At 66.2% G+C, this 25,696-nt stretch carries 16 protein-coding genes; 10 read left to right on the forward strand and 6 right to left on the reverse strand.

The genetic code is table 11. The features are described from left to right. Window positions 1-37: 37 nt before the first annotated feature. Window positions 38-2,230, reverse strand: coding sequence for an Rne/Rng family ribonuclease (locus tag JQ633_RS11970; RefSeq protein WP_433995644.1), 2,193 nt, complete (start codon window positions 2,228-2,230; stop codon window positions 38-40). A gap of 108 nt (window positions 2,231-2,338) precedes the next feature. Here JQ633_RS11970 and JQ633_RS35585 point away from each other — a divergent pair, with 108 nt between their 5' ends. From JQ633_RS35585 to JQ633_RS11995, 6 genes are all read left to right on the forward strand, one after another. Then, window positions 2,339-3,406: a hypothetical protein gene (locus tag JQ633_RS35585; protein ID WP_433995645.1), complete on the forward strand. Its 1,068-nt coding sequence runs from the start codon at window positions 2,339-2,341 to the stop codon at window positions 3,404-3,406. 615 nt (window positions 3,407-4,021) lie between these two features. Then, on the forward strand, window positions 4,022-5,338 hold the full coding sequence (locus JQ633_RS11975) for an N-acetylmuramoyl-L-alanine amidase (RefSeq protein WP_211985218.1): 1,317 nt from the start codon (window positions 4,022-4,024) through the stop codon (window positions 5,336-5,338). Window positions 5,339-5,584: 246 nt separating this feature from the next. Continuing rightward, window positions 5,585-8,071 (forward strand): penicillin-binding protein 1A, encoded by a 2,487-nt coding sequence (locus tag JQ633_RS11980; RefSeq protein WP_211985219.1) that lies wholly within the window; start codon window positions 5,585-5,587, stop codon window positions 8,069-8,071. Between the two features lie 108 nt (window positions 8,072-8,179). Next, window positions 8,180-9,311 (forward strand): peptide chain release factor 2 gene (gene prfB, locus JQ633_RS11985; protein ID WP_211985220.1). Its coding sequence is split into 2 segments (ribosomal slippage): window positions 8,180-8,248 and window positions 8,250-9,311, totalling 1,131 coding nucleotides; the frame shifts between segments, so codons are not numbered across the junction. 3 nt (window positions 9,312-9,314) lie between these two features. Next, window positions 9,315-10,184, forward strand: a complete 870-nt coding sequence (locus tag JQ633_RS11990; RefSeq protein ID WP_211985221.1) for an NAD(P)-dependent oxidoreductase — start codon at window positions 9,315-9,317, stop codon at window positions 10,182-10,184. A gap of 83 nt (window positions 10,185-10,267) precedes the next feature. Beyond that, window positions 10,268-11,203, forward strand: coding sequence for a DMT family transporter (locus JQ633_RS11995; RefSeq protein ID WP_211985222.1), 936 nt, complete (start codon window positions 10,268-10,270; stop codon window positions 11,201-11,203). On the opposite strand, the gene JQ633_RS12000 is transcribed toward JQ633_RS11995, so the two are convergent. Then, a complete protein-coding gene (locus JQ633_RS12000; protein ID WP_211985223.1) occupies window positions 11,163-13,316 on the reverse strand; it encodes a carbamoyltransferase C-terminal domain-containing protein in 2,154 nt (717 codons plus the stop codon). The two genes, JQ633_RS11995 and JQ633_RS12000, sit on opposite strands and share 41 nt — an antisense overlap. 161 nt (window positions 13,317-13,477) lie before the next feature. Here JQ633_RS12000 and JQ633_RS12005 point away from each other — a divergent pair, with 161 nt between their 5' ends. Further along, window positions 13,478-14,713: an ABC transporter substrate-binding protein gene (locus JQ633_RS12005; protein ID WP_211985224.1), complete on the forward strand. Its 1,236-nt coding sequence runs from the start codon at window positions 13,478-13,480 to the stop codon at window positions 14,711-14,713. A gap of 343 nt (window positions 14,714-15,056) precedes the next feature. Here the strand turns inward: JQ633_RS12005 and JQ633_RS12010 are convergent, their stop codons facing one another. Both JQ633_RS12010 and JQ633_RS12015 read right to left on the reverse strand, forming a co-directional pair. Then, window positions 15,057-16,418, reverse strand: coding sequence for a M23 family metallopeptidase (locus JQ633_RS12010; RefSeq protein ID WP_211985225.1), 1,362 nt, complete (start codon window positions 16,416-16,418; stop codon window positions 15,057-15,059). Window positions 16,419-16,520: 102 nt separating this feature from the next. Further along, on the reverse strand, window positions 16,521-17,231 hold the full coding sequence (locus JQ633_RS12015) for a peroxiredoxin (protein WP_211985226.1): 711 nt from the start codon (window positions 17,229-17,231) through the stop codon (window positions 16,521-16,523). 231 nt (window positions 17,232-17,462) lie between these two features. Here JQ633_RS12015 and JQ633_RS12020 point away from each other — a divergent pair, with 231 nt between their 5' ends. Beyond that, the gene (locus JQ633_RS12020) at window positions 17,463-21,176 is read left to right on the forward strand and encodes a YhdP family protein (protein WP_211985227.1); all 3,714 of its coding nucleotides are present in this window, start codon (window positions 17,463-17,465) and stop codon (window positions 21,174-21,176) included. A 44-nt stretch (window positions 21,177-21,220) separates the two neighbouring features. Next, window positions 21,221-21,829 (forward strand): class I SAM-dependent DNA methyltransferase, encoded by a 609-nt coding sequence (locus tag JQ633_RS12025; RefSeq protein WP_211985228.1) that lies wholly within the window; start codon window positions 21,221-21,223, stop codon window positions 21,827-21,829. Window positions 21,830-21,832: 3 nt separating this feature from the next. On the opposite strand, the gene JQ633_RS12030 is transcribed toward JQ633_RS12025, so the two are convergent. Then, window positions 21,833-23,074 carry an MFS transporter gene (locus JQ633_RS12030; protein ID WP_211985229.1) on the reverse strand — a complete coding sequence of 414 codons (1,242 nt, stop codon included), beginning with the start codon at window positions 23,072-23,074 and terminating at the stop codon, window positions 21,833-21,835. Between the two features lie 55 nt (window positions 23,075-23,129). Next, window positions 23,130-24,383, reverse strand: coding sequence for a tyrosine--tRNA ligase (gene tyrS / locus JQ633_RS12035; protein WP_211985230.1), 1,254 nt, complete (start codon window positions 24,381-24,383; stop codon window positions 23,130-23,132). 151 nt (window positions 24,384-24,534) lie between these two features. Here tyrS and JQ633_RS12040 point away from each other — a divergent pair, with 151 nt between their 5' ends. After that, the gene (locus JQ633_RS12040) at window positions 24,535-25,638 is read left to right on the forward strand and encodes an anhydro-N-acetylmuramic acid kinase (RefSeq protein WP_211985231.1); all 1,104 of its coding nucleotides are present in this window, start codon (window positions 24,535-24,537) and stop codon (window positions 25,636-25,638) included. Window positions 25,639-25,696 lie beyond the last annotated feature (58 nt).

The raw sequence follows: 25,696 nt of genomic DNA on the forward strand, positions 1-25,696 counted from the left end.
CCGGCTGCGAACCGGGCGTTTGCTTATGTGATCGGTGCTAGTTGCCGCCGCCGAAACGCCGCGACCACCAGCCCTTGCGGGCCGGAGCCTCGGCGGTTGCGGCCGGCGCGGGCTCTGCCTCGGCTGCAGCAGCGACCGGGTCCTCCGCCGGGGTCTCGACCAGCGCAGGCGCCGGAGCCTCCGCCTGCGGGCTCGCCATGAAGCTGACCTTCTCGCGCACCGTCGACCGGCGCCGCGCGGCCCGATCCGGCTCGGCTGCGGCTTCCTCCGGCACAGCGGCGGCCTCGGGTGTCGCGGCCGGTTCGAACGGGGCGGCGGTTTCAGCGGGCAACTCGGCTTCGACATGCGCCGGCGCAACCGGCTCCATGTCCGACGCCGCAACCGGCTCGGGCTGCTCCAGCGTCGGGGCAGGCTCGAACTGGCCGTCGAAATCGGCGACCGCTTCAGTGGCTTCCGGCTCGCCGGCCGGACTCAGCTCATCGGCGATCGATCCGGCGAGACCTTCCTCGGGTCCGCCGGTGCCGCGCCGGCGGCGGCCGCCGCGACGTCCGCGACGGCGCGGGCGGCGCTCGCCGTTGCCGGCCTGATCGCCGCGGGCAAATTCCGACTGCTCGTCGCCGCCGTCCTCCTCGCCCTCGGCATCCTCGGCGGGCGCCGCTTCGGCGCCTTCCGGCAAGACGTGCATGAGGTCGCCGTCCTCGCGCGGCTGAGTGCCTTCGCGTGCTTCGCCGCTGCTGCCGCGGCCGCGGCGCCGGCGACGCCGCTTGCGGCGCTGACCATCGCCTTCGCCGCCCTCAGTGCCGGCGTCCTCACCGGCAGCCTGCTCGTCGGCAAGGCCCTCGGTCTCGTCGGTCTCGACCTCGGCCTCGTATTCAAACACCTCTTCTTCGTCGTCGGCTTCCTCGGGCTGAGCCGGCGCGGCGGACGCCTGGGCCGCCAGCAGCGCCTTCGCCGCCTCGAGCGTATGCACCTGCTCGCCGCGATCGATGATGTAGGACTGCGTGCCGTGCACGGTGGCATCGGCGACGATCGACAGCGCGACCTTGAAGGAGTCCTCGAGATCGCGCAGGTGGCCGCGCTTGTGGTTGAGGACGTAGAGCGCGACGTCGGTGCGGGTGCGCACCACCAGATTGTGGGTCGCGCCCTTCATCAGAATTTCTTCGATGCCGCGCAGCAACTGCAGCGCCACCGACGAGACCGAGCGGACGTGACCGCTTCCGCCGCATTGCGGGCAGGGCTCGGTCGAGCTCTCCAGCACGCTGGCGCGGATGCGCTGGCGCGACATCTCCAGCAGGCCGAAATGTGAGATACGGCCGACCTGGATCCGCGCGCGGTCCTGGCGCAGGCAGTCCGACAGCTTGCGCTCGACCGCACGGTTGTTGCGCTTCTCGTCCATGTCGATGAAGTCGATGACGATCAGGCCGGCAAGGTCGCGGAGGCGGAGCTGCCTTGCGACTTCCTCCGCCGCTTCGAGGTTGGTCTTGAGCGCGGTGTCCTCGATGTGGTGCTCGCGCGTGGCGCGGCCCGAGTTGACGTCGATCGAGACCAGCGCCTCGGTCTGGTTGATGACGATGTAGCCGCCGGAGCGCAACTGCACGGTCGGCGAAAACATCGCGTCGAGCTGGCTCTCGACGCCCATCCGCGAGAACAGCGGCTGGCTGCCTTCACGATACTGCTTCACCGCGCGCACATTGGCCGGCATCAGCATCTTCATGAAGTCGCGGGCCTCGCGGTAGCCGGCTTCGCCCGCCACCTGGATCTCGTCGATCTCCTTGTTGTAGAGGTCGCGCAGCGAGCGCTTGATCAGCGAGCCTTCCTCGTAGACCAGGGTCGGCGCCTGCGACTTCAGCGTCAGGTCGCGCACCGTCTCCCACATCCGGATCAGGTATTCGAAGTCGCGCTTGATCTCGGGCTTGCTGCGGGAGGCGCCGGCGGTGCGCAGGATGATGCCCATGCCCTCGGGCACGTCGAGGTCCTGCACGACCTCCTTCAGGCGAGAGCGGTCCTGGGCGGAGGTGATCTTGCGGCTGATGCCGCCGCCGCGCGCGGTGTTGGGCATCAGCACGGCGTAGCGGCCGGCGAGCGACAGATAGGTGGTCAGCGCGGCGCCCTTGTTGCCGCGCTCTTCCTTGACGACCTGCACCAGCATCACCTGGCGGCGCTTGATGACTTCCTGGATCTTGTACTGGCGGCGGGGACGGAACGAGCGCTCGGGAACCTCCTCGAGCACGTCATCGCCGCCGACGGATTCGACCTCTTCTTCCTCGGTCTCGTCGTCATCCTCGTCATCATCGGCTTCTTCGCCCGCGGCTGCATCGGCCGTGATCGTATCCCCGGCGTGAGTCTGCTCGGAGAGGGCATACTCGGCGATGGGCTGGTCATCGCCGCCCGCGTGGACCTCGTCGGCATGATCGTGATCATGATGCGCAACATCGTCGGCGTGCGCGGCATTTTCCTCGATCTGTTCCGCCTGCGCCCGCTCGGGTTCGTGATTGAGCTCGACGGTGTCGGCGGCATCAGGCGCTGCCGAGGCCGCGGAGGCCTCGACCACAGCGGCGACGGGATCGCGCTGTGGCTCGCCATCCGACGCTGCAGTCACCTCTCGGGCATGGTCGTGCTCGTGCTCATGGTCGTGCGGCTGAGCAACGTCGTCACCTGCCCGATGGTCGTAGGCATGATGATCATGGGCGTGATGATCGTGGGCGTGATCGTCGGAATGCACGTGGTCATGGTCGTGATCATGGCCATGCTCGTGGTCATGTGCCTCGTGCTCGTGACCATCGTGCTCATGGCCTTCGTGCTCATGGCCTTCGTGTTCGTGGCCTTCATGGGCCATCACGCCGTGGTCGTGGTGCTCGGCGTCGCCGGGAACCTCGTGATCGCCGCGCGGTTCGGCCGCCGGCTGCTCGCCTGCGCCCTCGACCACCTCGCTCTGCACGCGCTCGCCATGGCCGCGGCGGCGGGCGTTGCGGTGGCGCGAGCGGCGGCGGTGGCCGCGGTTTTCCTGCTCTTCCTCGGCCTCGCGATGGGCGCGCTCTTCGGCCTCGATCAGCGCCTGACGGTCGGCGACCGGGATCTGGTAATAATCGGGATGGATTTCGCTGAAGGCGAGGAAGCCGTGCCGGTTGCCGCCATACTCGATGAAGGCGGCCTGCAACGACGGCTCTACGCGCGTCACCTTGGCGAGGTAGATATTACCGCGCAGTTGTTTGCGCTGGGCGGTCTCGAAATCAAATTCTTCGACGCGATTGCCACGGACCACAACGACCCGGGTCTCTTCCGGGTGGGTGGCATCGATCAACATCTTGTTGGGCATTTTGGAGCTCTTGACGGCGGCGGGCACGGTGCATGGCGCGCGCAAATTGCGCCGCCCGCTGACGCGACCGTCCACCTGATTCGGGGGTGAGGGGAAGGCCAAAACGCGTCCCTAGGCGCCGAGCCGGGTGGGAACCCACCGGGATGACGCGACGGGCGAAGCTTTCACTTCGCGTCAGCGCGATCGTCTCGGAGATCCTCGTCGGCAATACAGTCTGGCGCATTAAGCGTCGGCCCGTCTAAACATGTTGGCGGCGAGAAGACCGCCGTATCTTTTTGCTGAAAGCCCGGCCCAGCGCCAAAGCGCCTGCCGGCCATCGCATATCGAGGCCCCAAGAGGCCGGATAATCAGTTATGCCGTGTCTCAAACCGTCCTCTGGCGAGAGTGTGCCTGGGACCGGACGCCGCTCGGGCTCGAATCCGCCACTCCATGTCAGCCGCGCGCAGCGCTGGCTGGGGAGGGACCGGAAAAACACGATGGTCACTTCGAGTTTCGAAGGTTCCACCGCTGCACCGGGAGGCTGAACGCGACACAACCGGGAGTACTAGCCGTCAGCAATCCGTACATACGTGGATTAACCGCCGGGTGCAAGGGAAGCGTCGCGGGGCGGCAACACTCGATCCTTTTCGCACCGGCGTCATTAGGGTGCGATTAACCGTGCGGTTCTAATGCGGTATGAGGCTGGCTTGGGGAGGCTCAGAATCGGTGGTGAATCGTGCAAATCACCGCGTTTGGCTAGCTGGCGGACTGTTGTGCGCCGCAGCATTGGTGCTTGCTGACCTGAGCGTCCCCAGCGCGGCGGAGGTGCCGCAAGGCGAGCAAGCCGGTTCCGCCGCCCCGGCGGCCGCCCCGGCTTTCCCGGTCGCGTCCAGCGCGCGGCTCGCCGGCGACGGCAAGCAGACCCGATTCATCCTCGACCTCGACCGCAAGATCGATTTTCGCGCCTTCGCGCTGGCCGATCCGTACCGGGTCGTGGTCGACATCCCACAAGTCAACTTCCAGCTCGCGGCCGGCACCGGCGCAACGGGACGGGGGCTGGTGAAGGCGTTCCGCTATGGCCTCGTGATGCCGGGCGGTTCCCGCATCGTGTTCGACCTGACCGGGCCGGCCAAGATCGCCAACTCCTATGTGCTCGACGCTGCCAACGGCCAGCCGCCGCGGCTGGTGCTCGACCTCGAGGAGGTCGACCGCGCCAGCTTCACGCAGTCACTGGCGCCGTCGGAGCGGCCCGAATTGAAGCCGACCATCGCCGAAACCAGCACCGCGACGATCCCGCCGGTGACCTCGGCCGCGCTGCCGCCGATTGCCGTGGCGGATCCGCGCCCGCTGATCGTGATCGATCCCGGGCACGGCGGCATCGACAACGGCACCCAGTCCGGCGGCGCCACGGAGAAAACCCTGGTGCTGGAATTCGGCCTCGCGCTGCGCGACCGGATCGAGAAATCGGGTAAATACCGCGTGGTCATGACCCGGACCGACGATACCTTCATCCCCCTCAACGACCGGGTGAAGGTGGCGCGCACCCAAGCGGCGGCGCTGTTCGTCTCGATCCACGCCGACGCCCTGCCGCGGCGCGAGGGCGATGCCCAGGGCGCCACCATCTACACGCTGTCGGACAAGGCCTCGGACGCCGAGGCCGAGCGGCTGGCAGACGCGGAAAACAAGGCCGACGCGATCGGCGGCGTCAATCTGGGCGACGAGCCGACCGAGGTTGCCGACATCCTGATCGACCTCGCGCAGCGGGAGACCAAGACCTTCTCCAACCGCTTCGCCCGCATGCTGATGACCGAGATGAAGTCCACGGTCAGGATGCACAAGAATCCGCTGAAGTCGGCCGGTTTCCGGGTGCTCAAGGCGCCGGACGTGCCATCGGTCCTGGTCGAACTCGGCTACGTCTCCAACAAGGGCGACCTCGAACACCTCGTCTCGGAGAGCTGGCGCAACAAGACCGTCGGCTCGATGGCCCAGGCGATCGATGCGTTCTTCGCCAAGCGGCTGGCAACTGTCGGGCCAGCCAAATGAAATTGCTTTGCTGAAAAGCCCCGACCGTGGCCGGGAAGCCCTAGTTTGGCCACAGCCGCAACGCTATAGACAACAGACCGCAGCGCTCGCGGAGGCGAGCCCGTATTTGTCCGGCGGCTCGTGTATATTGGGCACTGCGCGTTGGCGCGCCCGCTTTGAGTCCCAAGCTTCGTCGCGTGAGAGGCATTCATTGGACTGGCGCTTCTGAACATCGGGCGCCGAAGGGGTAGGAACGGAACGTCGATTATGCGCCTGCTCGTGCGGTTCTTGGGATTCTTGTTCGCTGCCGGGACCGTCTTGTTCCTGGTCGGTGTCGCCGCCGTCGCCGGCGGGATCTGGCATTTCTCCAAGGACCTGCCGGACTATTCGCAGCTTCAGGATTACGAGCCGCCGGTGATGACCCGCGTCCACGCGGTCGACGGTTCGCTGCTCGGCGAATACGCCAAGGAGCGCCGGCTCTATCTACCGATCCAGGCGGTGCCCAAGCTCGTGATCAACGCCTTCCTCGCCGCCGAGGACAAGAATTTCTACGAGCATGGCGGCATCGACTATCAGGGCATGGCGCGCGCCGCGATGCTGTATGCACAGAACTACGGCTCGAATCGCCGGCCTCAGGGCGCATCGACGATCACCCAGCAGGTCGCCAAGAACTTCCTGCTGACCAACGAGGTGTCGTTCAGCCGCAAGATCAAGGAAGCGCTGCTGGCGATGCGCATCGAGCGGGCGTATTCCAAGGACCGCATCCTCGAGCTCTATCTCAACGAGATCTATCTCGGCCTCGGTGCCTACGGCATCGCGGCGGCGTCGCTGGTTTATTTCGACAAGTCGGTCAACGAGCTGACGATCGCGGAAGCATCCTATCTGGCGGCCCTGCCGAAGGCGCCGGCGGCGCTGCATCCGGTGCGCAACCACGACCGCGCGATCGAGCGCCGCAACTACGTGATCGATCGCCTGCTGGAGAACGGCTGGATCAAGCAGGCCGACGCCGACAAGGCGCGCAAGGAACCGCTCTCCGTCACCAACCGCTCGAACGGCGCGCACACCTTCGCCGGCGAATATTTCGCCGAGGAAGTCCGCCGCGACATCTTCGAGCGCTACGGCGAGAAGAAGCTGTATGAAGGCGGCCTGTCGGTGCGTACCACGCTCGATCCGAAGATCCAGGTGATGGCGCGCAAGACCATGGCGGCCGGTCTCGTCAACTATGACGAAGCCCAGGGCTGGCGCGGCGCGATGCAGAAGCTCGACGTGTCCGGCGACTGGGGCGTCAAGCTCGCCGAGGTCAAATCGCTCTCGGACGTCACGCCGTGGCGATTGGCTGTGGTACTCGAGAGCGGCGATCAGTCGGCGCGGATCGGCTTCCAGCCCGGCCGCGAACTCGGCGGCGCCGTCAGCAAGGAGCGGCAGACCGGCATCATCACGATAGAGGGCGTGCGCTGGGCCAGGAGCAAGGGCAAGACGCCGACCGCCGTCTCGCAGGTGCTGCAGCCGGGCGACGTGATCTATGCCGATCCGCTGGTGACCAAGGAAGGCACCGCGGTCGAGGGCCAGTACCGGCTGCGGCAACTGCCCGAAATCTCCGGCGCGATGATCGCGATGGATCCATGGACCGGCCGCGTGCTCGCGATGGTCGGCGGCTTCTCGTTCGACCAGAGCCAGTTCAACCGCGCCACGCAGGCCTACCGGCAGCCGGGCTCCTCGTTCAAGCCGATCGTCTACGCCTCGGCGCTCGACAACGGCTACACGCCGTCGAGCATCGTGGTCGACGGCCCCATCGAAATCGACCAGGGGCAGGGCGCCGGGGTGTGGCGTCCGGAGAACTTCTCGACCGGCAAGTATTACGGACCGACCAGCCTGCGCAACGCGCTGACGCATTCGCTGAACACCGTGACGGTGCGGCTCGCCCAGGACGTCGGCATGCCGCTGATCGGCGAATACGCCAAGCGCTTCGGCGTCTATGACGAATTGCCGAACTATCTGTCGTACGCGCTCGGCGCCGGCGAAACCACGGTCATGCGGATGGTCACGGCCTATTCGATGTTCGCCAATGGCGGGCGCCGCGTGAAGCCGACGCTGATCGACCGCATCCAGGACCGTTATGGCCACACCATCTACAAGCACGACGCCCGCGAGTGCCGCGGCTGCGACGCGCCCGGCGGATGGAAGAACCAATCCGAGCCGCAACTGATCGACCGCCGCGAGCAGGTGCTCGATCCGATGACGGCCTACCAGATCACATCGATGATGGAAGGCGTGGTCCAACGCGGCACGGCGACTGTCATGCGCGACGTCGGCAAGCCGCTCGCGGGCAAGACCGGCACCACCAACGATGCAAAGGATCTCTGGTTCGTCGGCTTCTCGCCTGATCTCGTGGTCGGCCTCTACCTAGGCTACGACAAGCCGCGCAGCCTCGGCCGCACCGCGCAGGCGGGTCGCACCGCGGCGCCGATCGCCCGCGATTTCATGAAGCTGGCGCTCGCCGACAAGCCGCCGACCCCGTTCAAGGTTCCCGCGGGCATCAAGCTGATCCGCGTCGACGCCAAGAGCGGCGTCCGGGCCGGTCCGGGCGGCGGCGGCAACACCATCCTGGAGGCCTTCAAGCCCGGAACCGCGCCGCCGGAATACACGCCGAGCGTCCCGGTTGCCGACGCCGAGGGCCGCGCGCCACAGCCGTCGCAGTCGCAGAGCCAGCAGCCTGACAGCGGCTCGTTCCTGCGGCCGTTCGGTCTTTATTAGAGGCGGCCAGGCCGTCAAATGATCGGGACAGCGCGGCCAAGCCGATTGCGCTTTGCCGCGCCGCTCGCTACATCCCTCGCAACCTGTTTTGCCAACGCCTGAAAGATCATGCGCGCGGAAATCGAACGCCTTGTCGAAGAGATCAAGCAGTCAGTCGGGCTGCTGAGGAGGCATCTTTGACGTCGAACAATCGACGGCACGCCTCGCTGAGCTGAACAAGCTCGCTGAAGATTCCAATCTCTGGAACGATCCCCAGAAAGCCCAACGGCTGATGCAGGAGCGCACCTCGCTGGAGGACGCGCTATCGGGCATCGGCAAGGTCGAGCGCGAGCTCGAGGACCAGATCGGCATGATCGAGCTCGGCGAGGCCGAGAACGATGCGGCCGTGGTCACCGATGCCGAGAAGGCGCTCAAGGACCTGAAGAAGGAAGTCGCCCGGCGCGAGCTCGAGGCGCTGCTCTCGGGCGAGGCCGACAAGTTCGATTCCTATCTCGAAGTCCATGCCGGCGCCGGCGGCACCGAGAGCCAGGACTGGGCGCAGATGCTGCTGCGCATGTACACGCGCTGGGCGGAAAACCACGGCTTCAAGATCGAGTATCTCGAAGAGTCCCAGGGCGACGAAGCCGGCATCAAGTCCGCCACCATCCAGATTTCCGGTCACAACGCCTATGGCTGGCTGAAGACCGAGGCCGGGGTGCATCGCCTGGTGCGCATCTCGCCGTTCGATTCCAACGCGCGGCGCCACACCTCGTTCTCGTCGGTGCAGATCTTTCCGGTCATCGACGACTCGATCAAGATCGACATCAAGGAGTCCGACGTCCGCACCGACACTATGCGTTCGGGCGGTGCCGGCGGCCAGCACGTCAACAAGACCGAATCCGCGGTGCGGCTGACGCACATTCCGACCGGCGTGGCGGTGGTCTGTCAGGCCGGCCGCTCGCAGCACAAGAACCGGGCGCAGGCCTGGGACATGCTGCGCGCGCGGCTGTACGAGATCGAGCTGAAGAAGCGCGAGGAGCAGGCCGCTGCCGATCAGGCCGCCAAGACCGATATCGGCTGGGGCCACCAGATCCGCTCCTACGTGCTGCAGCCCTATCAGATGGTGAAGGACCTGCGCACCGGCGTGCAGACTTCCGACACGTCGGGCGTGCTCGATGGGGATCTCGACGAGTTCATGGCCGCGACCCTGGCGCAGCGTGCGTTCGGCACCGGACCGGGTTCGGTTGAGGATGTGGATTAGCCCATGACGCGCGTGGCCTTCATCGGTTTGGGACGGATGGGCCACGGGATGGCGGGCCGTTACCTCGATGCCGGCTTCACCGTCACGGTGTGGAATCGGAGCAAGGCCAAGGCCGCGGACCTGATCGCGCGCGGCGCGCAATGGGCAACCTCGCCGGAGGACGCCGCGATCGACGCCGATGCCGTCGTGACCATGGTCGCCGACGATGAGGCCTCGCGCGCGGTCTGGCTGACCAAGGACGGCGCGGCGGCCACCATGAAGGCGGGCACGCTCGCGATCGAATGCTCGACGGTGTCGTACCAGCATGCGCTTGCGATGGCGCAGGAGCTGCGCGGCCGCGGGCTGATCTACATCGATTGCCCCGTCACCGGCCTGCCGGAGGCGGCGGCTGCGGGAAAGCTGACGCTGCTGGTGGGCGCCGATCCCGCCGATCTCGAACGCGCGCAGCCGTATCTGGCGCCGATCGGCAGCACGATCCGACATTTCGGCGCGGTCGGCACCGGCACCGTGTTCAAGCTGATCAACAACCTCATGGGTGCGGTGCAGATCGCAAGCCTCGCCGAGGGTGTTGCGATCGCGGAGCAGGCCGGGCTCGACATGCAGCTGGTTGCCGAGGCGCTCGCGACCGGTGCGGTGGCGAGCCCGCAGGTGATCCGCCACAGCCGGCGGATGATCGATCGCAATTTCGCCGGCGCCTCCTTCACCGCTGCGCTGCGCCACAAGGACGCCGAGTATGCCGTCCGGCTCGCTGAGACGCTGCTGCCGGGCGTGCCGGTCAGCCGCGCCGCGCTCACCGCCTACGACAAGGCGAAGGCGCATGCGCCCGACGCCGACGAAGGCCAGATGATCGAGATCGTGTCGCGGCCGAAGTAATCGCCCGGCGCGTCCCGGAAATCGGGTGGGAATATCGGCGGCAGGCGGCTAGTCATGTGCTTCAGGGCAGCTGAGAGCCGGACATGCCTTCCGCCGACAACAGGATCGACCCTCGCGATTGGGCGCTGCTCGGCGTTCTGTCGGTACTGTGGGGCGGCTCGTTCTTCTTCAACGGCGTGATCCTGCGCGAGCTGCCGCCGCTGACCCTGGTGCTGCTGCGCGTTGCGCTTGGCACGATCATGCTGCTGCCGCTGCTGCGGGCGCGCAGGATCGAATTCCCTCAGGGCTGGTCGGGATGGGCGCCGTTCGTCGCGATCGGACTGTTCAACAACGTGCTGCCGTTCTCGTTGATCGTGTTCGGGCAGACCTACATCTCCAGCGGGCTGGCCTCGATCCTCAACGCGACGACCCCGCTGTTTGCCGTGGTGGTGATGGCGATCGCCGGTGAGGAGCGGTTGCAGGCGCGCCGCGTCGCGGGCGTGGTCGTCGGCGTGATCGGGGTTGCGATCCTGCATGGCGATGCGCTCGGTTTCGAGAGCCGGCAGGGCATCGGCATCCTGCTGTGCCTCGCCGGCGCCCTCAGCTACGGCATCTCGGCGCTGGTCGGGCGGCGGTTGCCGGTCCACGTGCCGCCGCTCGGAACGGCGGCGTTCCAGATGATGGCTTCCGCCGCGATGATGGCCCCGGTCGCCGCCATCGTCGAGCGGCCCTGGCTGTTGCCGATGCCGCACATGACGACGTGGCTCGCGGTGCTCGGATTGGCGGCGTTGTCGACCGCGCTGGCCTACATCGTGTTCTTCAAGATCCTGCAGCGCTCGGGCGCGACCAATGTGATGCTGGTGACCTTGCTCATTCCCGTCACCGCGATGCTGCTCGGCACCTTCGTGCTCGGCGAGCCGATCGCGTTGCGCGAAGTGTTAGGGGCGCTGGTGATATCAAGCGCGCTGCTCGTGATCGACGGGCGCGTGCTGGCCTGGTTCAGCCGCGCGCCTGCTTCCACGCCGCATACCAGCCGGTGAAACGTCCGCTGTCGCGCTCGCCGCCGTGCCAGGCGGCGTAGGCGGTGCCGTCGTCGGCGACCAGCACCACGGCGTCGAGGCCCTTGGAACGGCGCAGCGTGTCCATCGCCTGCGCCGGCGTTTGCGCGATGGGGCCTGCGACATTGAACGAGGTGTTGACCGACATCTCGACGCCGATGCGGCGGCCGAGGGCCTTCAGATAGGCATAGGTGAGGGGATCGTCGGCCTCGCGCACGATCTGGATGCGGCCGGTGCCGTCGGCATGCACCACCGCCGGGATCTTGTCGCGCGCCTGCGGCTTCGAGTGCGCCGTCAGCACCATGTAGTTATAGGCGTTGTAGTCGCCGTCGGAGGCGCCGTCCTCGAGCTCGAAATAGTCGCGCGCGGATTGCAGCGTCGCCATCGGCGCCAGCGGACGGATCGCCTCGCGATACTTGACGCGCTCGTTGAGCCGCTCGCGCACATGCGGATCGCAGGGATTGGCGAGGATCGAGCGATGCCCGAGCGCGCGCGGGCCGGTTTCCGCAGCGCCCTGGTAGATCGCGATCACGCCGCCTTGCGCCACCGCATGCGCCATCAGGTCGGCGATCGCATCGCGGCCCTCGGGTGTCGCGACATTGCCGATCTCTTGCGAAGCGACGTCATCGATCTGCAGCGCCGCGGTGATGTCGGCCCGCGACGGCGGCAGGCCGCAATAGAAGGCGTGCGACAGCGGCGCGCCGCGCGGGGCGCCGGCCATGTGCGCGAATAGCCAGGCGGCACCGATCGGCACGCCGGGATCGCCGGGCACCGGCGGGATCCACATGTGCAGCCGTGTCTTGCGCTGCTGCGCGCGTTCGAACCAGGCCTCGTTGAAATGCTCGAGCAGGCGCATGTTGCCGAGCGCGTTCAGCGCGACGCCGCCGGTCAGCACCAGGCGGTCGGTGCCGGTCGTGCGCAGCAGGTGATCGATGACATGGATCATCGCGTCCTCGAACACCAGTTGCGTCGCCGCGGCCTTGTCGAGCCGGTCCTTGGTGTCGGGGCGGTGTTCGATGTCCTCGACACGCAGAACGGCGTCCGGGTTCCAGAGCTGGTCTGGCCGCAGCGGCGGGCCGAGAATCTCGACCAGCGTCGGGTGATAGGGATTGTCGCCGGGATCGGCGTACCAATTGGCCATCGCGCGATTGAGATTGACGGTGCCGTTTGGGCCGAGCTGCAAGATCTCCTTCAAGCGCGGATAATACGGATTGGTGGCGCGGTTCATGTCGCCCCAGGCCGCGGCGCCCATGTAGCGGCCCTCGCTGGAGAGCCAGGTCCAACCGCCCTGGCTGGACGAGATCACGGTGTAGAAAGCGCCGAGCGAGTCGAACAGGCTCTCGTTGCAATAGAGCTGCTTCATCTCGCCGTTCTCGGCGACGTAGAGCGAGATCGAGCCGACGTCGCCGGTGCCGTCGAGCACCGCGATCGCGACCTTGCCATTGCTGTCGGCGAACGGCGAGGCGGTGAATGAGTACCAGGCGTGATTGTCGTGATGCGGCATGCAGATCAGCGGCAGCTGCTCGCCGAGTCCGTACATCCGCGCGATCTTGCGCGACAGCCGCCGCACCTGATCCATCTGGCGCAGATTGATCGCCGGCGCGATCGGCGCGCGCAGCAGCTTGAGGCTGGCCGGTGCTTCCTCGAGCGAGGTGCGGATCAGCATCGCCAGCAGCGCGGGATAATCCCACGTCGTGACGAAGGCATCGATATCGCCGACGTCGCGGCCGATTCCTTGCAGCACCGCCCGCATGTCGTCCAGCGCATGCTGCGGAAACTCGTTGGTGTGCTTGTTGCCGGAGAAGCGCTCTTCCTCGTTGTTGACGATCAGGCGCGGCCCGTCCTTCTGGGTGACCTCGACCAACGCAACGCCGGTATTGTGCGTGCCGGGGCAGGCGAGGCCGGCGATGTAGACGGTCTCGCCGCGCTGCAGCTTGTCGCGGACCTTGGCGATGGTACGCTTGGCGACATCGCCATCCGCCTTGTGCAGGCCGCGACCCGCCAGCGACCGCTCGCCGAGCCGGCGCGTGAGTTCATAGCCCCAGGCCGCAAGTCGCGGATGGCGCGCACCTATACGGATTTCCGGCTTAAGCAATCAGAACGCCTCTAGTCGTGAGTCCCCAGATCGACCCATCAAACACAAATAGCGCCAGGCAACAACGCCGTTTCGTGGAACGGAAAAACCCTGCGCTTGCCAGCACATCCATGACTTGCGAGACTTGCCGTCAAATCAACGACAAAAATCGGGAGAAAACGATGCCGGCTCGACTTGGATATATCGGCGCCCTGGCTGCGTTCGCAAGTGCCGCACTGATGGCGGGCACCGCCTTCGCGCAGAAGAAATACGATCCCGGCGCAACCGATGGCGAAATCAAGATCGGCAACATCATGCCGTACAGCGGTCCGGCCTCGTCCTACGGCGTGATCGGCAAGACCGAGGCGGCATTCTTCCGGATGGTCAACGACCAGGGCGGCATCGGCGGCCGCAAGATCAACTTCATCAGCTACGACGATGCCTACTCGCCACCGAAGGCGATCGAGCAGGCGCGCAAGCTGGTCGAGAGCGACGAGGTGCTCCTGATCTTCCAGCCGCTCGGCACGCCGTCGAACTCGGCGATCATGAAATACATGAATGCCAAGAAGGTGCCGCAATTGTTCGTCGCTTCCGGCGGCACCAAGTTCGGCGATCCGAAGAACTTCCCGTGGACGATGGGTTTTCAGCCCAACTACCAGAGCGAGGGGCGGATCTACGCGAAGTACATCCGCGACAAATTCCCCGACAGCAAGATCGCGGTGTTCTGGCAGAACGACGATGCCGGCAAGGATCAGTTCAAGGGCCTGAAGGACGGGCTCGGCGACAAGGCCAATATGATCATCGCCGACAAATCCTATGAGGTCTCGGATCCCTCGATCGATTCCCAGATCGTCGCGCTGCACGATTCCGGCGCCGACATCTTCTTCTCTTGGGCCGCGCCGAAGGGTTCGGCGCAGGCGATCCGCAAGGTCGGCGAGCTCGGCTGGAAGCCGAAGTTCTTCCTCGCCAACACCGCAACCTCGGTCGCCTCGGTGCTGAAGCCGGCGGGCCTGGAATACTCCAAGGGCATTATCTCGACCGCCTATCTGAAGGACCCGACCGATCCGACCTGGGACAAGGATCCCGCCGTCATCAAGTGGCGCGCCTTCATGGACAAGTATTATCCCGACGGCGACAAGGCCAACGCCAACAACATCTATGGCTACGTGCAGGCCGAAGCGATGGTGCAGGTGCTGAAGCAGTGCGGCGACACGCTGACCCGCGACAATGTGATGAAGCAGGCCGCGAGTTTGAAGAACTTTCACTCCGACCTGATGCTGCCGGGCATCATGGTCAACACCTCGGCCGACGACTATTACCCGATCGAACAGATGCAGCTGATGAAGTTCAACGGCGAGGCTTGGGAGCTGTTCGGCGACGTCATCACCGGCGAGGTCGGCCACGAGGCGACGCGGTAGCGGGACGACAGTAAGTTTGGTTTCGCACTGCTTGCCACTAGCACGATGTCATCACCCGCGAAGGCGGGTGATCCAGTATTCCAGTGACGGTCGTGCCTGAGTCGATAGGCCGCGGCGTACTGGATCGCCCGGTCGAGCCGGGCGATGACTGCTGGGATGGGGTTGCAGCGTCGCATTCTTGCGACATGATTTGTCCGAGCGGCGCCAGGCCGCTGCGCGGCTCGCCGGCGTCTCTCGGTCCTTCGGGCGCGAATTAGCGGCGGCCGCCGCTGAGCGCGCAGACAAAATCGGCGCAGACGATGCGTCTCCGCCGCTATTCAGCCCCATCGCTGATTCGAAAATCTCAGCCCGCGCTGAGCCGCACGCCGGCGCGCAGGAACTTCTGCGGATCGACCGCTTCGCCGTCGATGCGGGTTTCGTAATGCAGATGCGGGCCGGTGGAGCGGCCGGTCGAGCCGACCGCGCCGATCACCTGGCCGATCTTCACGCTCTCGCCGACCTTGACGCCGATCTCTGAGAGATGGCCGTAGCGCGTCGACAGGCCGTTGCCGTGATCGACCTCGACCATGCGGCCGTAACCGCCGGCCCAGCCAGCGGAGACCACCTTGCCGTTGGCGGTGACGCGGACCGGATCGCCCTGCGCGGCGCGGAAATCGAGGCCGGTGTGCATCGCCGGGCGGCCAAGGAACGGATCGGTGCGCACGCCGAAGCCGCTGGTGAACTCGACCTCGCCGACCACGGGCTTGCGATAGGGCACCAGCGCCAGCGTCTGGTTGAGCCGCTGCATCTGGGCGCGGTTGATGTTGATGCGATAGAGCTGGCGCTCGAACGGACCGGCGTCGGCGGCGAGCTTCACCGGCACGAAGGGACCGCCCATGCCGCCGCGAGGCGTCGCGGCCTCGAGCTGGGCCATGTTGAGGCCGAGGTCCGAGATCACGCCGCGCATCCGGCGCAGCCGCGAATCGATGCTCTCTTCGGCCGAGGACAGCGCGGCCAGCTGGCGCCGTTCGACCGTATCGAGCGAGCTCTGCAGCCGGACGAGGACGTTGTCGACGCCTTGCGCCTTGGCGAACTGGTTCGGCTGCGCCTTGGCCATCAGCGGCGCACGCGATTCCAGTCGCGCCTCGCGGTCCGGCGGCGCCACGAAGATCACGGTGTCGCTGATCGGGGAGGGCTTTGGCGTTCCGGAGGCCGGGGCGGCTTCGGCGCGGCCCTGCGGCTTGATCGATCCCGTCGTGCCGAGGTCCGGCATCGCGCCGAGCGCCGTGGCCCGCGATTCCAGCGTGGTCTGGCGCTTCATGATCTGGTCGAGCTTCTGGTCGAACTGCTCCTGGTCGAGCAGCTGGCGGCTGGTGGTGCGGTCGACCTTGGCGCGCAGCTCGGAGATGCGATCCTCATAGGCATATTGCATCTCGGCCTGGCGGGCGATCAGCCGGGTCAGGACGTCGTCGCGGAACGCGAAATAGGTGGCGGTCGCCGCCGACCACATACCGAGTACGACCACCGTGCCGACCGCGATCCAGAACACAACAGGCCCGAAACGGACCTGCTTGCCGGCGTGAACGATGGTGTAGCCTTCGCCGGAGGTCGCCACCGCAGCGACGGCACCGGGCGCGCCGTGATGGCCGGCCGGACGGCGCGAGGGCGTCCGGCCATGATCGTGCGGATAATGATGCTTGTGATGGTGGTGACCGGACCGGCTCACATCGGTACTCCCGCGGCCGGTCGGACCAAGCTCCGTACGGCTTAATTACGGGGGCGATTTGAGCCCGGCATGGTTAATTTTCAGGAAACGGAACACCCGCAGTCAGAGCGACCGGGCGGCCGCCAGCACCTCGTCGGCATGGCCGTCGACCTTCACGTGGCGCCAGACACGGGCGACCTTTCCGGCCGAATCGAGCAGAACCGTGGTGCGAATAATTCCCAAGAAGATCCTGCCATACATGGATTTTTCGCCCCAGGCCCCATAGGCCTCCAGCATCTCATGCGTCTCGTCCGACACCAGCGGCACCGACAACTGGTGCTTGTTGCGGAAGGATTCCTGCGCCTTGACCGTGTCGGCGGAGATGCCGAGCACCTCGGTCCCCGCATCGGCGAACTCGCCCTTGAGCCGGGTAAAATCGATCGCTTCCTTGGTGCAGCCGGGCGTATCGGCGCGGGGATAGAAGAACAGCACCAGCTTGCGGCCGGCGAAGTCGGCCAGCGACACGCTGCTGCCGCCGTCGCGCGGCAGGTGGAAGGCGGGGGCGGGGGCGCCTTCGGCCAGCTTGGCCGCTGCCGACTTTGCCGGTGATTTGGCCGCCGGCTTCGGCTTTGACGGCTTTGAGGTGGCCTTGGGGGCGGCTTTGGCCGCCGCGGCGGCCTTGGTCTTCGGCTTGACCGTCTCCTTGGCCTTCGCAGCCGCAGTGCGGGTTTTCGTCGCGGATTTGCGCGCTGCGGCGCTTGCAGCGCGGGCAGGCTTGGCGGCGCCCCGTTTTCCCTTTGTATCGGTGGATTTCTTGCGCGTTTTCTTGGACATACGCCTTCCTTTCGTCGCTTTCCGAAGCTCAACCATTAGGGTATTGCGGTCTCAACGGCGGCGAGGCGGATTCGCATCCCTTCGCTGGGCAAGTTTGATGGCCAAGGAGTATGGTGACAAGAAATTCGACGCGTTATCCGTTCTTTCGTTGAATTGGCGTTTTGATTGGCTGTTTTAGTTCCTTTCGAGGGGCCATCAGCGAGTAACATTACTAGTCGAGGATTGGCAGCGATGCCGACACAGGAACGCTCGAGACAACTCGACGGGCGGCCCGGTGGCGGCGATCAACTTCACCGCCAGCACCGAGAGGCAATGGCAAGGAATACGTCGCCGCAGGGGTCACATCCGCGCGCCGGGGCTGAATTCTCGCAATGGGAAGACCAGGCCGCGTGGGACGAGCAGGATGAGGCGGCGGGCGACCGTGCGCGGCAATTGCTGGCGCGTTCCAACACCAACCTGCATCGCTTCACCGATTTCTGCACTCGCGCACAGCGCCGGCTGAACGGCGAGCGCTGGATCCGGCGCATCGGATTGGTGCTCGCGGTGCTCGTGGTGATCTTCGCAACATGCTTCGGTGCGCTGTGGTGGCGGCTCGGCGCGGGTCCGATCAATCTCGACATCGCAACGCCATGGCTTGCCGCCGCGATCGAGGAAAATATTGGCCACGGCAATACCGTCGAGGTCGGTGGAACCCAGATCGAGCGCGCCGGCCGCATCCGCGTCGCGGTGCGCATCCGCGACATCATCGTGCGCGATCGCGACCACGCCATCGTGGCGAGCGCACCGAAGGCCGAGGTGCGGCTGTCGGGAACCGCGCTGCTGATGGGGCAGCTGCGCGCCGAGAGTCTCAATCTGGTGGATGCGGAACTGTCGGTGCGCATCACGCCGGACGGCCATGTGACGGTGTCCACCGGCGACACCGCAAAACCGCTCGCGACCGGCGTCGCCTCCAAGCGCGAGGCGGGGATCCCGCCGACATTCCCGCGGCCCGCGCCGGCAACACCTGCCGCGCCTGACGTGTCGCAACCGCCCGCTGCATCAGAGCCGGCCGCCGCCGCGGCCGACACGGCGCAGAACGGCCTGCTGGCGGGGCTTGACTGGCTTGACAGCCTCAGCATGACCGGCCTCGACGGGCAGAACCTCAACGAGATCGGCCTGAAGAACGGCAATCTCGTCGTCGACGATCAGCAGCGCGGCAACAAATGGAGCTTTGAGAATATCAGCCTCAGCCTGCGCCGCCCGAGCGGCGGCGGCGTCGCGCTGAGCTTCGGCGAGGAAGGCGCCAAGCCGTGGTCGGTGCGCATTCTGGTCGGCCCGCAGGTCGACGGCGTGCGCTCGGTCGACATCAAGGCCGACAAGGTCTCCACCAGCAACATCCTGCTGGCGCTGCGCACCAAGGATCTGACCTACACCGCCGACCTGCCGCTGTCGGGCGAATTGAAGGGCGAGCTCGGCCGCGACGGCCTGCCGACCTACTTCCGCGGCAAGGTCACCGCGGGCGCCGGCAACATCATCGACACTGATACTCCCGCGTATCCGATGCCGATCGAATCCGCCGAGATGAGCGTGGAGTGGGATGCCGGTCGCCGCGTGTTGCTGGCGCCGATCAAGATCATCTCCGGCGCCAACCGCATCACGCTGCTCGGTCACCTCGAGCCGCCGAACGACAACGTCACCGACTGGCAGGCCGGCCTGTCGGGCGGCACCATCGTGCTCGCGGGCAACGACAAGGCCGACCCGCCGCTGATCTTCAACCGCATCAGCATCCGCTTCCGCTTCGATACCGAGCGCAAGCGCGTGCTGCTGACCCAGGCCGACATCTCCAACGGCGAGATCGGGGTCGCCGGTACCGGCACCATCGACTATTCCGGCGAACCGCGGCTGCAACTCGGCTTCGCCGGTACGCCGATGTCGGCGTCCGCGTTGAAGCGGATCTGGCCGATCATCATCGTGCCGGAGGTGCGTGAATGGGTGCTGGAGCGGATCGACCGTGGCACGCTTCAGCGCATCGACGTCGGCGTCAACTCGCCGGTGCATAATCTGTCGCGCAAGGGACCGCCGATCCCCGATGACGGGCTCTCGGTCAATATCGTCGCGTCAGGCGTCACTGTGCGTCCGGTGGATCAGATGCCGGCGGTGCACGACGCCGACCTGAAGGCGCGGGTGACCGGCCGCACTGCGACCGTGACGATCGGGCAGGGCATCGCCGACACGCCGGCTGGCCGCAAGATCACGCTGTCGGATTTCACCTTCGAGGTGCCGGACATGGCGCCGAAGCCGTCGCCGTCGAAGGTCAGGTTCAGGGTCGATTGTCCGGTCCCGGCCGCCGCCGAGATCCTCGCTTCGGATCGGCTCAGCGATCTCTCCGGCCCGCCGATCGATCCCAATGCCAGCAAGGGCAACGTCACGGCCACGATCAACCTCGGCATGCCGGTGAAGGGCGAGCTGACCAAGGCCGACACGATGTATTCTGTTGCGGCGGATCTGACCGGCGTCGCGGTCGACAAGCTGGTGATGAACCAGAAGCTCGAGGCCAATACGCTGAAGCTGACCGCCAACAATGCCGGCTTCCAGGTCAAGGGCGACGTCAAGATCAACGGGCAGGCCGCCTCGCTCGACTACCGCAAGCAGACCGACGGCGACGCCGACGTCCGGCTGCAGGCGACGCTGGACGATGCGAGCCGTGCCCGGCTCGGGCTTGATCTCGGTCCGGCCGTGTCGGGCTCGATCCCGGTCAAGCTGAGCGGCAAGATCGCCGGCGGCGACAACGGCAATGCCACCAAGATGGGCGTCGAGGCCGATCTGACCGCGCTCAAGCTCGACAACATCCTGCCCGGCTGGGTCAAGGCGTCGGGCAGGTCGAGCAAGGCGACGTTCAACGTGGTGCCGAAGGGCCAGTCGACGCGGTTCGAGGATGTCGTGATCGATGGCGGCGGCGTGTCGATCAAGGGCTCGCTCGAGGTCGATCAGAACGGCGACCTCGTCAATGCGAACTTCCCGACCTACGCGCCCTCGGAAGGCGACCGGACATCGCTGCGCGCCGATCGCGGCGCCGACGGTGTGCTGAAGGTGACGATGCGCGGCGACGTGTTCGACGGGCGCAGCTTCCTGAAGTCGGCGATCTCGGGCCGCGACTCCGACAAGAGCAAGGCCAAGGGTCTCGATTTCGACGTCGACGTCAAGCTCGGTCTGGTGGCCGGATTCAACGGCGAGGCGGTGCGCAGCGTCGATGCCAAGATCTCGCGACGCAACGGCTTCTTCAAGGCGTTCACGCTGAGCGGCAGGGTCGGCCGCGATACGCCGGTGACCGCCGACATGCGCGGCCGCCAGCAGGGCCGCGAGATGATCTATCTGCAGACCGCCGATGCCGGCGCGTTCCTGCGCTTCATCGATACCTATTCGAAGGTTGCCGGCGGCCAGCTGACGCTTGCGATGGAGCCGCCGACGCCTGACGCGAGTCCGAAAGAGGGCTACATCAACATCGGGGATTTCTCGGTGAAGGGCGAAACCCAGCTCGACCGCGCGGTCGCGGGCGGACCGGTCAACACCCAGAACGGCATCGCATTCTCGGCGCTCGGCGCTCAATTCATCCGCCAGAGCGGCCAGCTCACGGTCCGCAAGGGCGTCGTCAAGGGACCCAGCATCGGCGCCACCATCGAAGGCAGCATCGACTACAACGCCAACCAGGTGCGGATGAGCGGCACCTTCATTCCGATGTACGGGCTGAACAACGTGTTCGGCCAGATCCCGTTCTTCGGCATCTTCCTCGGCGGTGGCAGCGACGAAGGCCTGATCGGCGTCACCTATGAAGTGGTCGGCACGCCCAACTCGCCGGTGCTGCGCGTCAACCCGATCTCGGCGCTGGCGCCGGGGTTGAGCCGCAAGATCTTCGACTTCAAGCCGTACAGTCCCAACGAGTTTCCGTCGCCGTCGGCCAATAATTAGGGCGTGGGTTGATCCATCGCATGCCGGTCGAGGCAGGATGAGACATGCACGACGACGCCAACGGGATCATCGATCATTATGAGCGTCACGCGCTGGCGTGGGACGCCGATCGGCGTGCGGCGGGCTGGAACGACAGGCCGTGGCATGATCGCTTCATCGCGGCCCTGCCGCGCGTGGCCGCCGTGCTCGATCTCGGCTGCGGCGCAGGCACGCCGGTCGCAAAGCATATGGCCGATCGCGGGCTTCGCGTCACCGGCGTGGACTCGTCGCCGACCTTCATTGCGTTGTGCCGCGAGCGGCTCCCCGAGCACGAGTTTTTGCTATCGGACATGCGATCGCTGCGGCTGTCGCGGCAATTCGACGGCGTGCTTGCCTGGGACAGCTTTTTCCATCTCGCGGCGGACGACCAGCGCCGGATGTTCGACGTGTTCGCACGCCACGCCGGCCCGTCTGCGGTGCTGATGTTCAACAGCGGGCCGCGCCACGGCGAAAGCATCGGGCAGTATTGCGGCGATCCGCTCTATCATGCGAGCCTCGATCCCGAAGAGTACACGACGTTGCTCGACGGCATCGGTTTCGACGTCATCGCTCACGCGGTCGAAGACTGGAGCAATGCAGGCGGCCGCACCGTGTGGCTGGCGCGGCGCCGCTGAACGTCAGCGCCGCAGTGCTGGCACCACCAAAAACGGGATCATTCCCAGCACGACATTGACCAGCGCGAACACGATCAGCGGGTTGTAGCTGTGGGTCCAGTCGTGCAACAGGCCGCCGCCCCACGCGCCGAGCCCTGAACCGAGCCCGCTGCCGATCGAGATCGTGCCGTAGATCGTGCCGACGCGCTCGCCGCGGAAAATCTTCAGCGCGGTCGCTGTGATCAGCGGGCCGCGTGAGCCGATCATGCTGCCGAAGCAGATCACGAAGCCGGTCAGCAGCCAGTAGTTCGGATGCCATTGCAGCAGCCAGAGCAGGATGATGCCGAGGATCGAAACGCCGTAGCTGAACAGCACCGACGGGCGGCGGCCGATGATGCCGTCGAGCGTGGACACGCCGAGCATGCCGACGAACAGTGCGACGCCGGAGAATCCCCAGGCGGTCGCGGCCTGCAGCGGCGGGAAGCCGACGTCGATCAGATAGGCGACGATCTGCGCGGTGAGCGCGTACATCGCAATCGCCGTGAAGAAGAAGGTCGAGAACAGCGCCCAGAAGGCGTGATGGCGCATTGCGCGGAGCAGCGTCCAGCCCTCGTCGACCAGCGTCTCGGCCTTCCTGACCACGTGCGGCGAGCCGCCGGCGAGCAGGCGCCACGGCAGCAACATCAGCGGCACGACCAGGCACAGTGCCGTTATGCCGAACGCCTGATACGCGGTGCGCCAGCCGATCCGGTCGATCAGCACCTGCGACAACGGCAACAGCAACAGCAGGCCCGCGCCGGTCGCCGAATACATCACCGCCATCGCGGTCGGCAGCCGCGGCCCGAACCAGCGCCCGAGCAGGATCGAGTTCGAGACGTTGCCGATCAGCGCGGTGCCGAAACCGACGCAGAGGCCGACACTGAGCTGGAATTGCCAGAGCGCTTGCGCGTGCGCGGCGACGAGAAACGCGCAGCCGAGCAGCGACAGGCCGATCGAATAGACCACGCGCGGGCCCGAGCGGTCGAACAGGCGGCCGACCAGCGGCGCGGTGAGACCGGCGGCGAGCCAGGTCAGCGAATAGACCGACACCACCGAGGCGCGATCCCAGCCGAAGCTTTCCGAGATCGGTTTCAGGAACACCGTAAAGCTGTCGCTGAGGCCGCGGCCGAGCACCGAGAGCACGAAGCAGAGCGCGAGCACATTCAGCGCGGTGCGCGCCTTGTGCGGCGTTGCAAGCGTTTCATCCCGCGGCGTGTTCTGATCCATCGGTTGCAGGGAGCGCGCTTTCGCCGCTCCCGACAACCGACAAATGCGAATGCGCCTATGCGGGCTTGAGCAGGACGTGGCGCTTCTTGCCGAGCGAAAGTTTCACCACGCCTTCCGGCGTGAGATTGGCTGCAGTCAGCTGCATCTTCTCGTCGGTCACGGCGGCGTCGTTGACGCGCAGTCCGCCGCCCTTGATCTGGCGGCGGGCTTCGCCGTTGGAAGCGACGAGCTCGGCCTTGACGAAGGCGGCGAGCACGCCGACGCCGGCTTCAAATTCGCCGCGCGGAATTTCGACCGTCGGCAACGTCTCTGCCAGCGCGCCTTCTTCAAAAGTGCGGCGCGCGGTCTCGGCCGCCTCGTTGGCGGCCTCGCGGCCGTGCAGCAGGGCGGTGGCTTCCGTCGCCAGCACCTTCTTGGCCTCGTTGATCTCGCTGCCGCCGAGCGCCGCAAGCTTGTTGATCTCGCTCATCGGCATGACCGTGAACAGCTTGAGGAACTTGACGACGTCGGCATCTTCCACGTTGCGCCAGTACTGCCAGAAATCGTACGGCGAGAACTGGTCGGCGTTGAGCCACACCGCGCCCTTCGCGGTCTTGCCCATCTTGTCGCCGGAGGCGGTAGTGAGCAGCGGGGTGGTCAGCGCGAACAGTTGCGGCGTGCCCATGCGCCGGCCGAGATCGACGCCGTTGACGATATTGCCCCACTGATCGGAGCCGCCCATCTGCAGCCGGCAGCCGGCACGGCGCGACAGCTCGACGAAGTCGTAGGCCTGGCAGACCATGTAGTTGAACTCGATGAAGCTCATCTCCTGCTCGCGCTCGAGCCGGAGCCGCACCGAGTCCATCGTCAGCATGCGGTTGACCGAGAAGTGCCGGCCGATGTCGCGCAGCATCTCGATCCAGTTCAGTTTCGTCAGCCACTCGGCGTTGTCGAGCATGATGGCGTCGGAATGGCCGTCGCCGTAGCGCAGCACTTTGGCGAACACGCCGCGGATCGAGGTCTTGTTGGCCTCGATCTCCGCGATGGTGCGGATGGCGCGCGTCTCGTCCTTGCCGGAGGGGTCGCCGACCATGGTGGTGCCGCCGCCCATCAGCGTGATCGGCTTGTTGCCGCTCTGCTGCAGCCAGTACAGCATCATCATGCTGAGGAAGTTGCCGATGTGCAGCGACGGCGCGGTGCAGTCATAGCCGACATAGGCGATGGCCTCGCCCTTGGCGGCAAGCGCGTCGAGGCCCTCGAAATCGGAGCACTGGTGGATGAAGCCGCGTTCCTGTAAAGTGTTCAGGAAATCCGATTTAAATGCGGTCATTTGTCTACGACTCAGATCATTCTTGTTTTACGGTTTTTGCATCTATTTGCGGAACCTTGGCGCTAAGGCTGCCGCTGCCGGACGCGCTGTGGCATTATAGGATGTAGTTATTTGAGACAAGCCGGGGGTTCCCGGTTGGGGCGCTACCAAGATGATGCTGACGGCACTCGGTCTCATGAGCGGTACCTCGCTCGACGGGGTCGATGTGGCCTTGATCGAGACCGACGGCCGCCAGATCAAGTCGTTCGGGCCCTCGGGCTACCGGCCATATACCGATGGAGAGCGGAGCCTGCTACGGCAGGCGCTGATCGCGGCGGTGAATCTGCCGCAGCGCGATGCCCGGCCGGGCATTCTGCGGCAGGCCGAGCAGGTCGTCACCATCGCCCATGCCGAGGCAGTGGCCGCCTTTATCGCCCAGCACCGGATCTCCTGCCAGGACGTCGACATCGTCGGGTTCCATGGCCAGACCGTGCTGCACCGCCCGGAGCGCCGGATGACTGTGCAGATCGGCGATGCCGCCGCGCTCGCCAAGGCGATCCATATCCCCGTCATGCATGACTTCCGCGCCGCCGACGTCGAGGCCGGCGGGCAGGGCGCGCCGTTCGTCCCGGTCTATCACCGTGCGCTGGCGCAGTCGCTGAACCGCGAGGGGCCGATCGTCGTGGTCAATATCGGCGGCGTCTCCAACATCACCTATATCGACGGCGCCGACACGCTGATCGCCTGCGATACCGGGCCCGGCAATGCGCTGCTCGACGACTTCATGTATCGCGAGATGCATCAGCCGTTCGACACCGAGGGCCGCTTCGCCGCCCAGGGCAGGCCCGACGAGGCCTGGATCGCGCAAGCCTTGAAGCTGCCGTTCTTCTCGGCGCCGCCGCCGAAATCGCTCGACCGCAATGATTTTGCCTCGCTCAGGCTCGGTGGCGTGGCGCCGGCCGACGGGGCGGCGACACTGACCGCGTTCACCGCGGCGGCAATCGCCCGGATCGTGCCGCTGCTGCCGAAACGGCCGAGGAACTGGATCGTCGCCGGCGGCGGGGCCTCCAACCTCACGATGCTGCGGATGCTGCGCGAGCGGCTGGCGCCGGCGACCGTCGACGCCGCCGAGTCGCTGGGCTGGGCGTCCGATGCGATCGAGGCCCAGGCCTTCGGCTTCCTCGCCGCGCGCGGCCTGAAGGGCCTGCCGCTCAGCTATCCCGCCACGACAGGCGTGCCGCTGCCGATGACCGGAGGCATCATCGCGCGACCGTGATTTAGATGCAAATGCATCTACCTTGACAGTTCCATGCCGATGCATCTAATTTCATGCA

The sequence above is a fragment of the Bradyrhizobium tropiciagri genome (assembly GCF_018130505.1).
Lineage (GTDB): Bacteria > Pseudomonadota > Alphaproteobacteria > Rhizobiales > Xanthobacteraceae > Bradyrhizobium > Bradyrhizobium tropiciagri_B.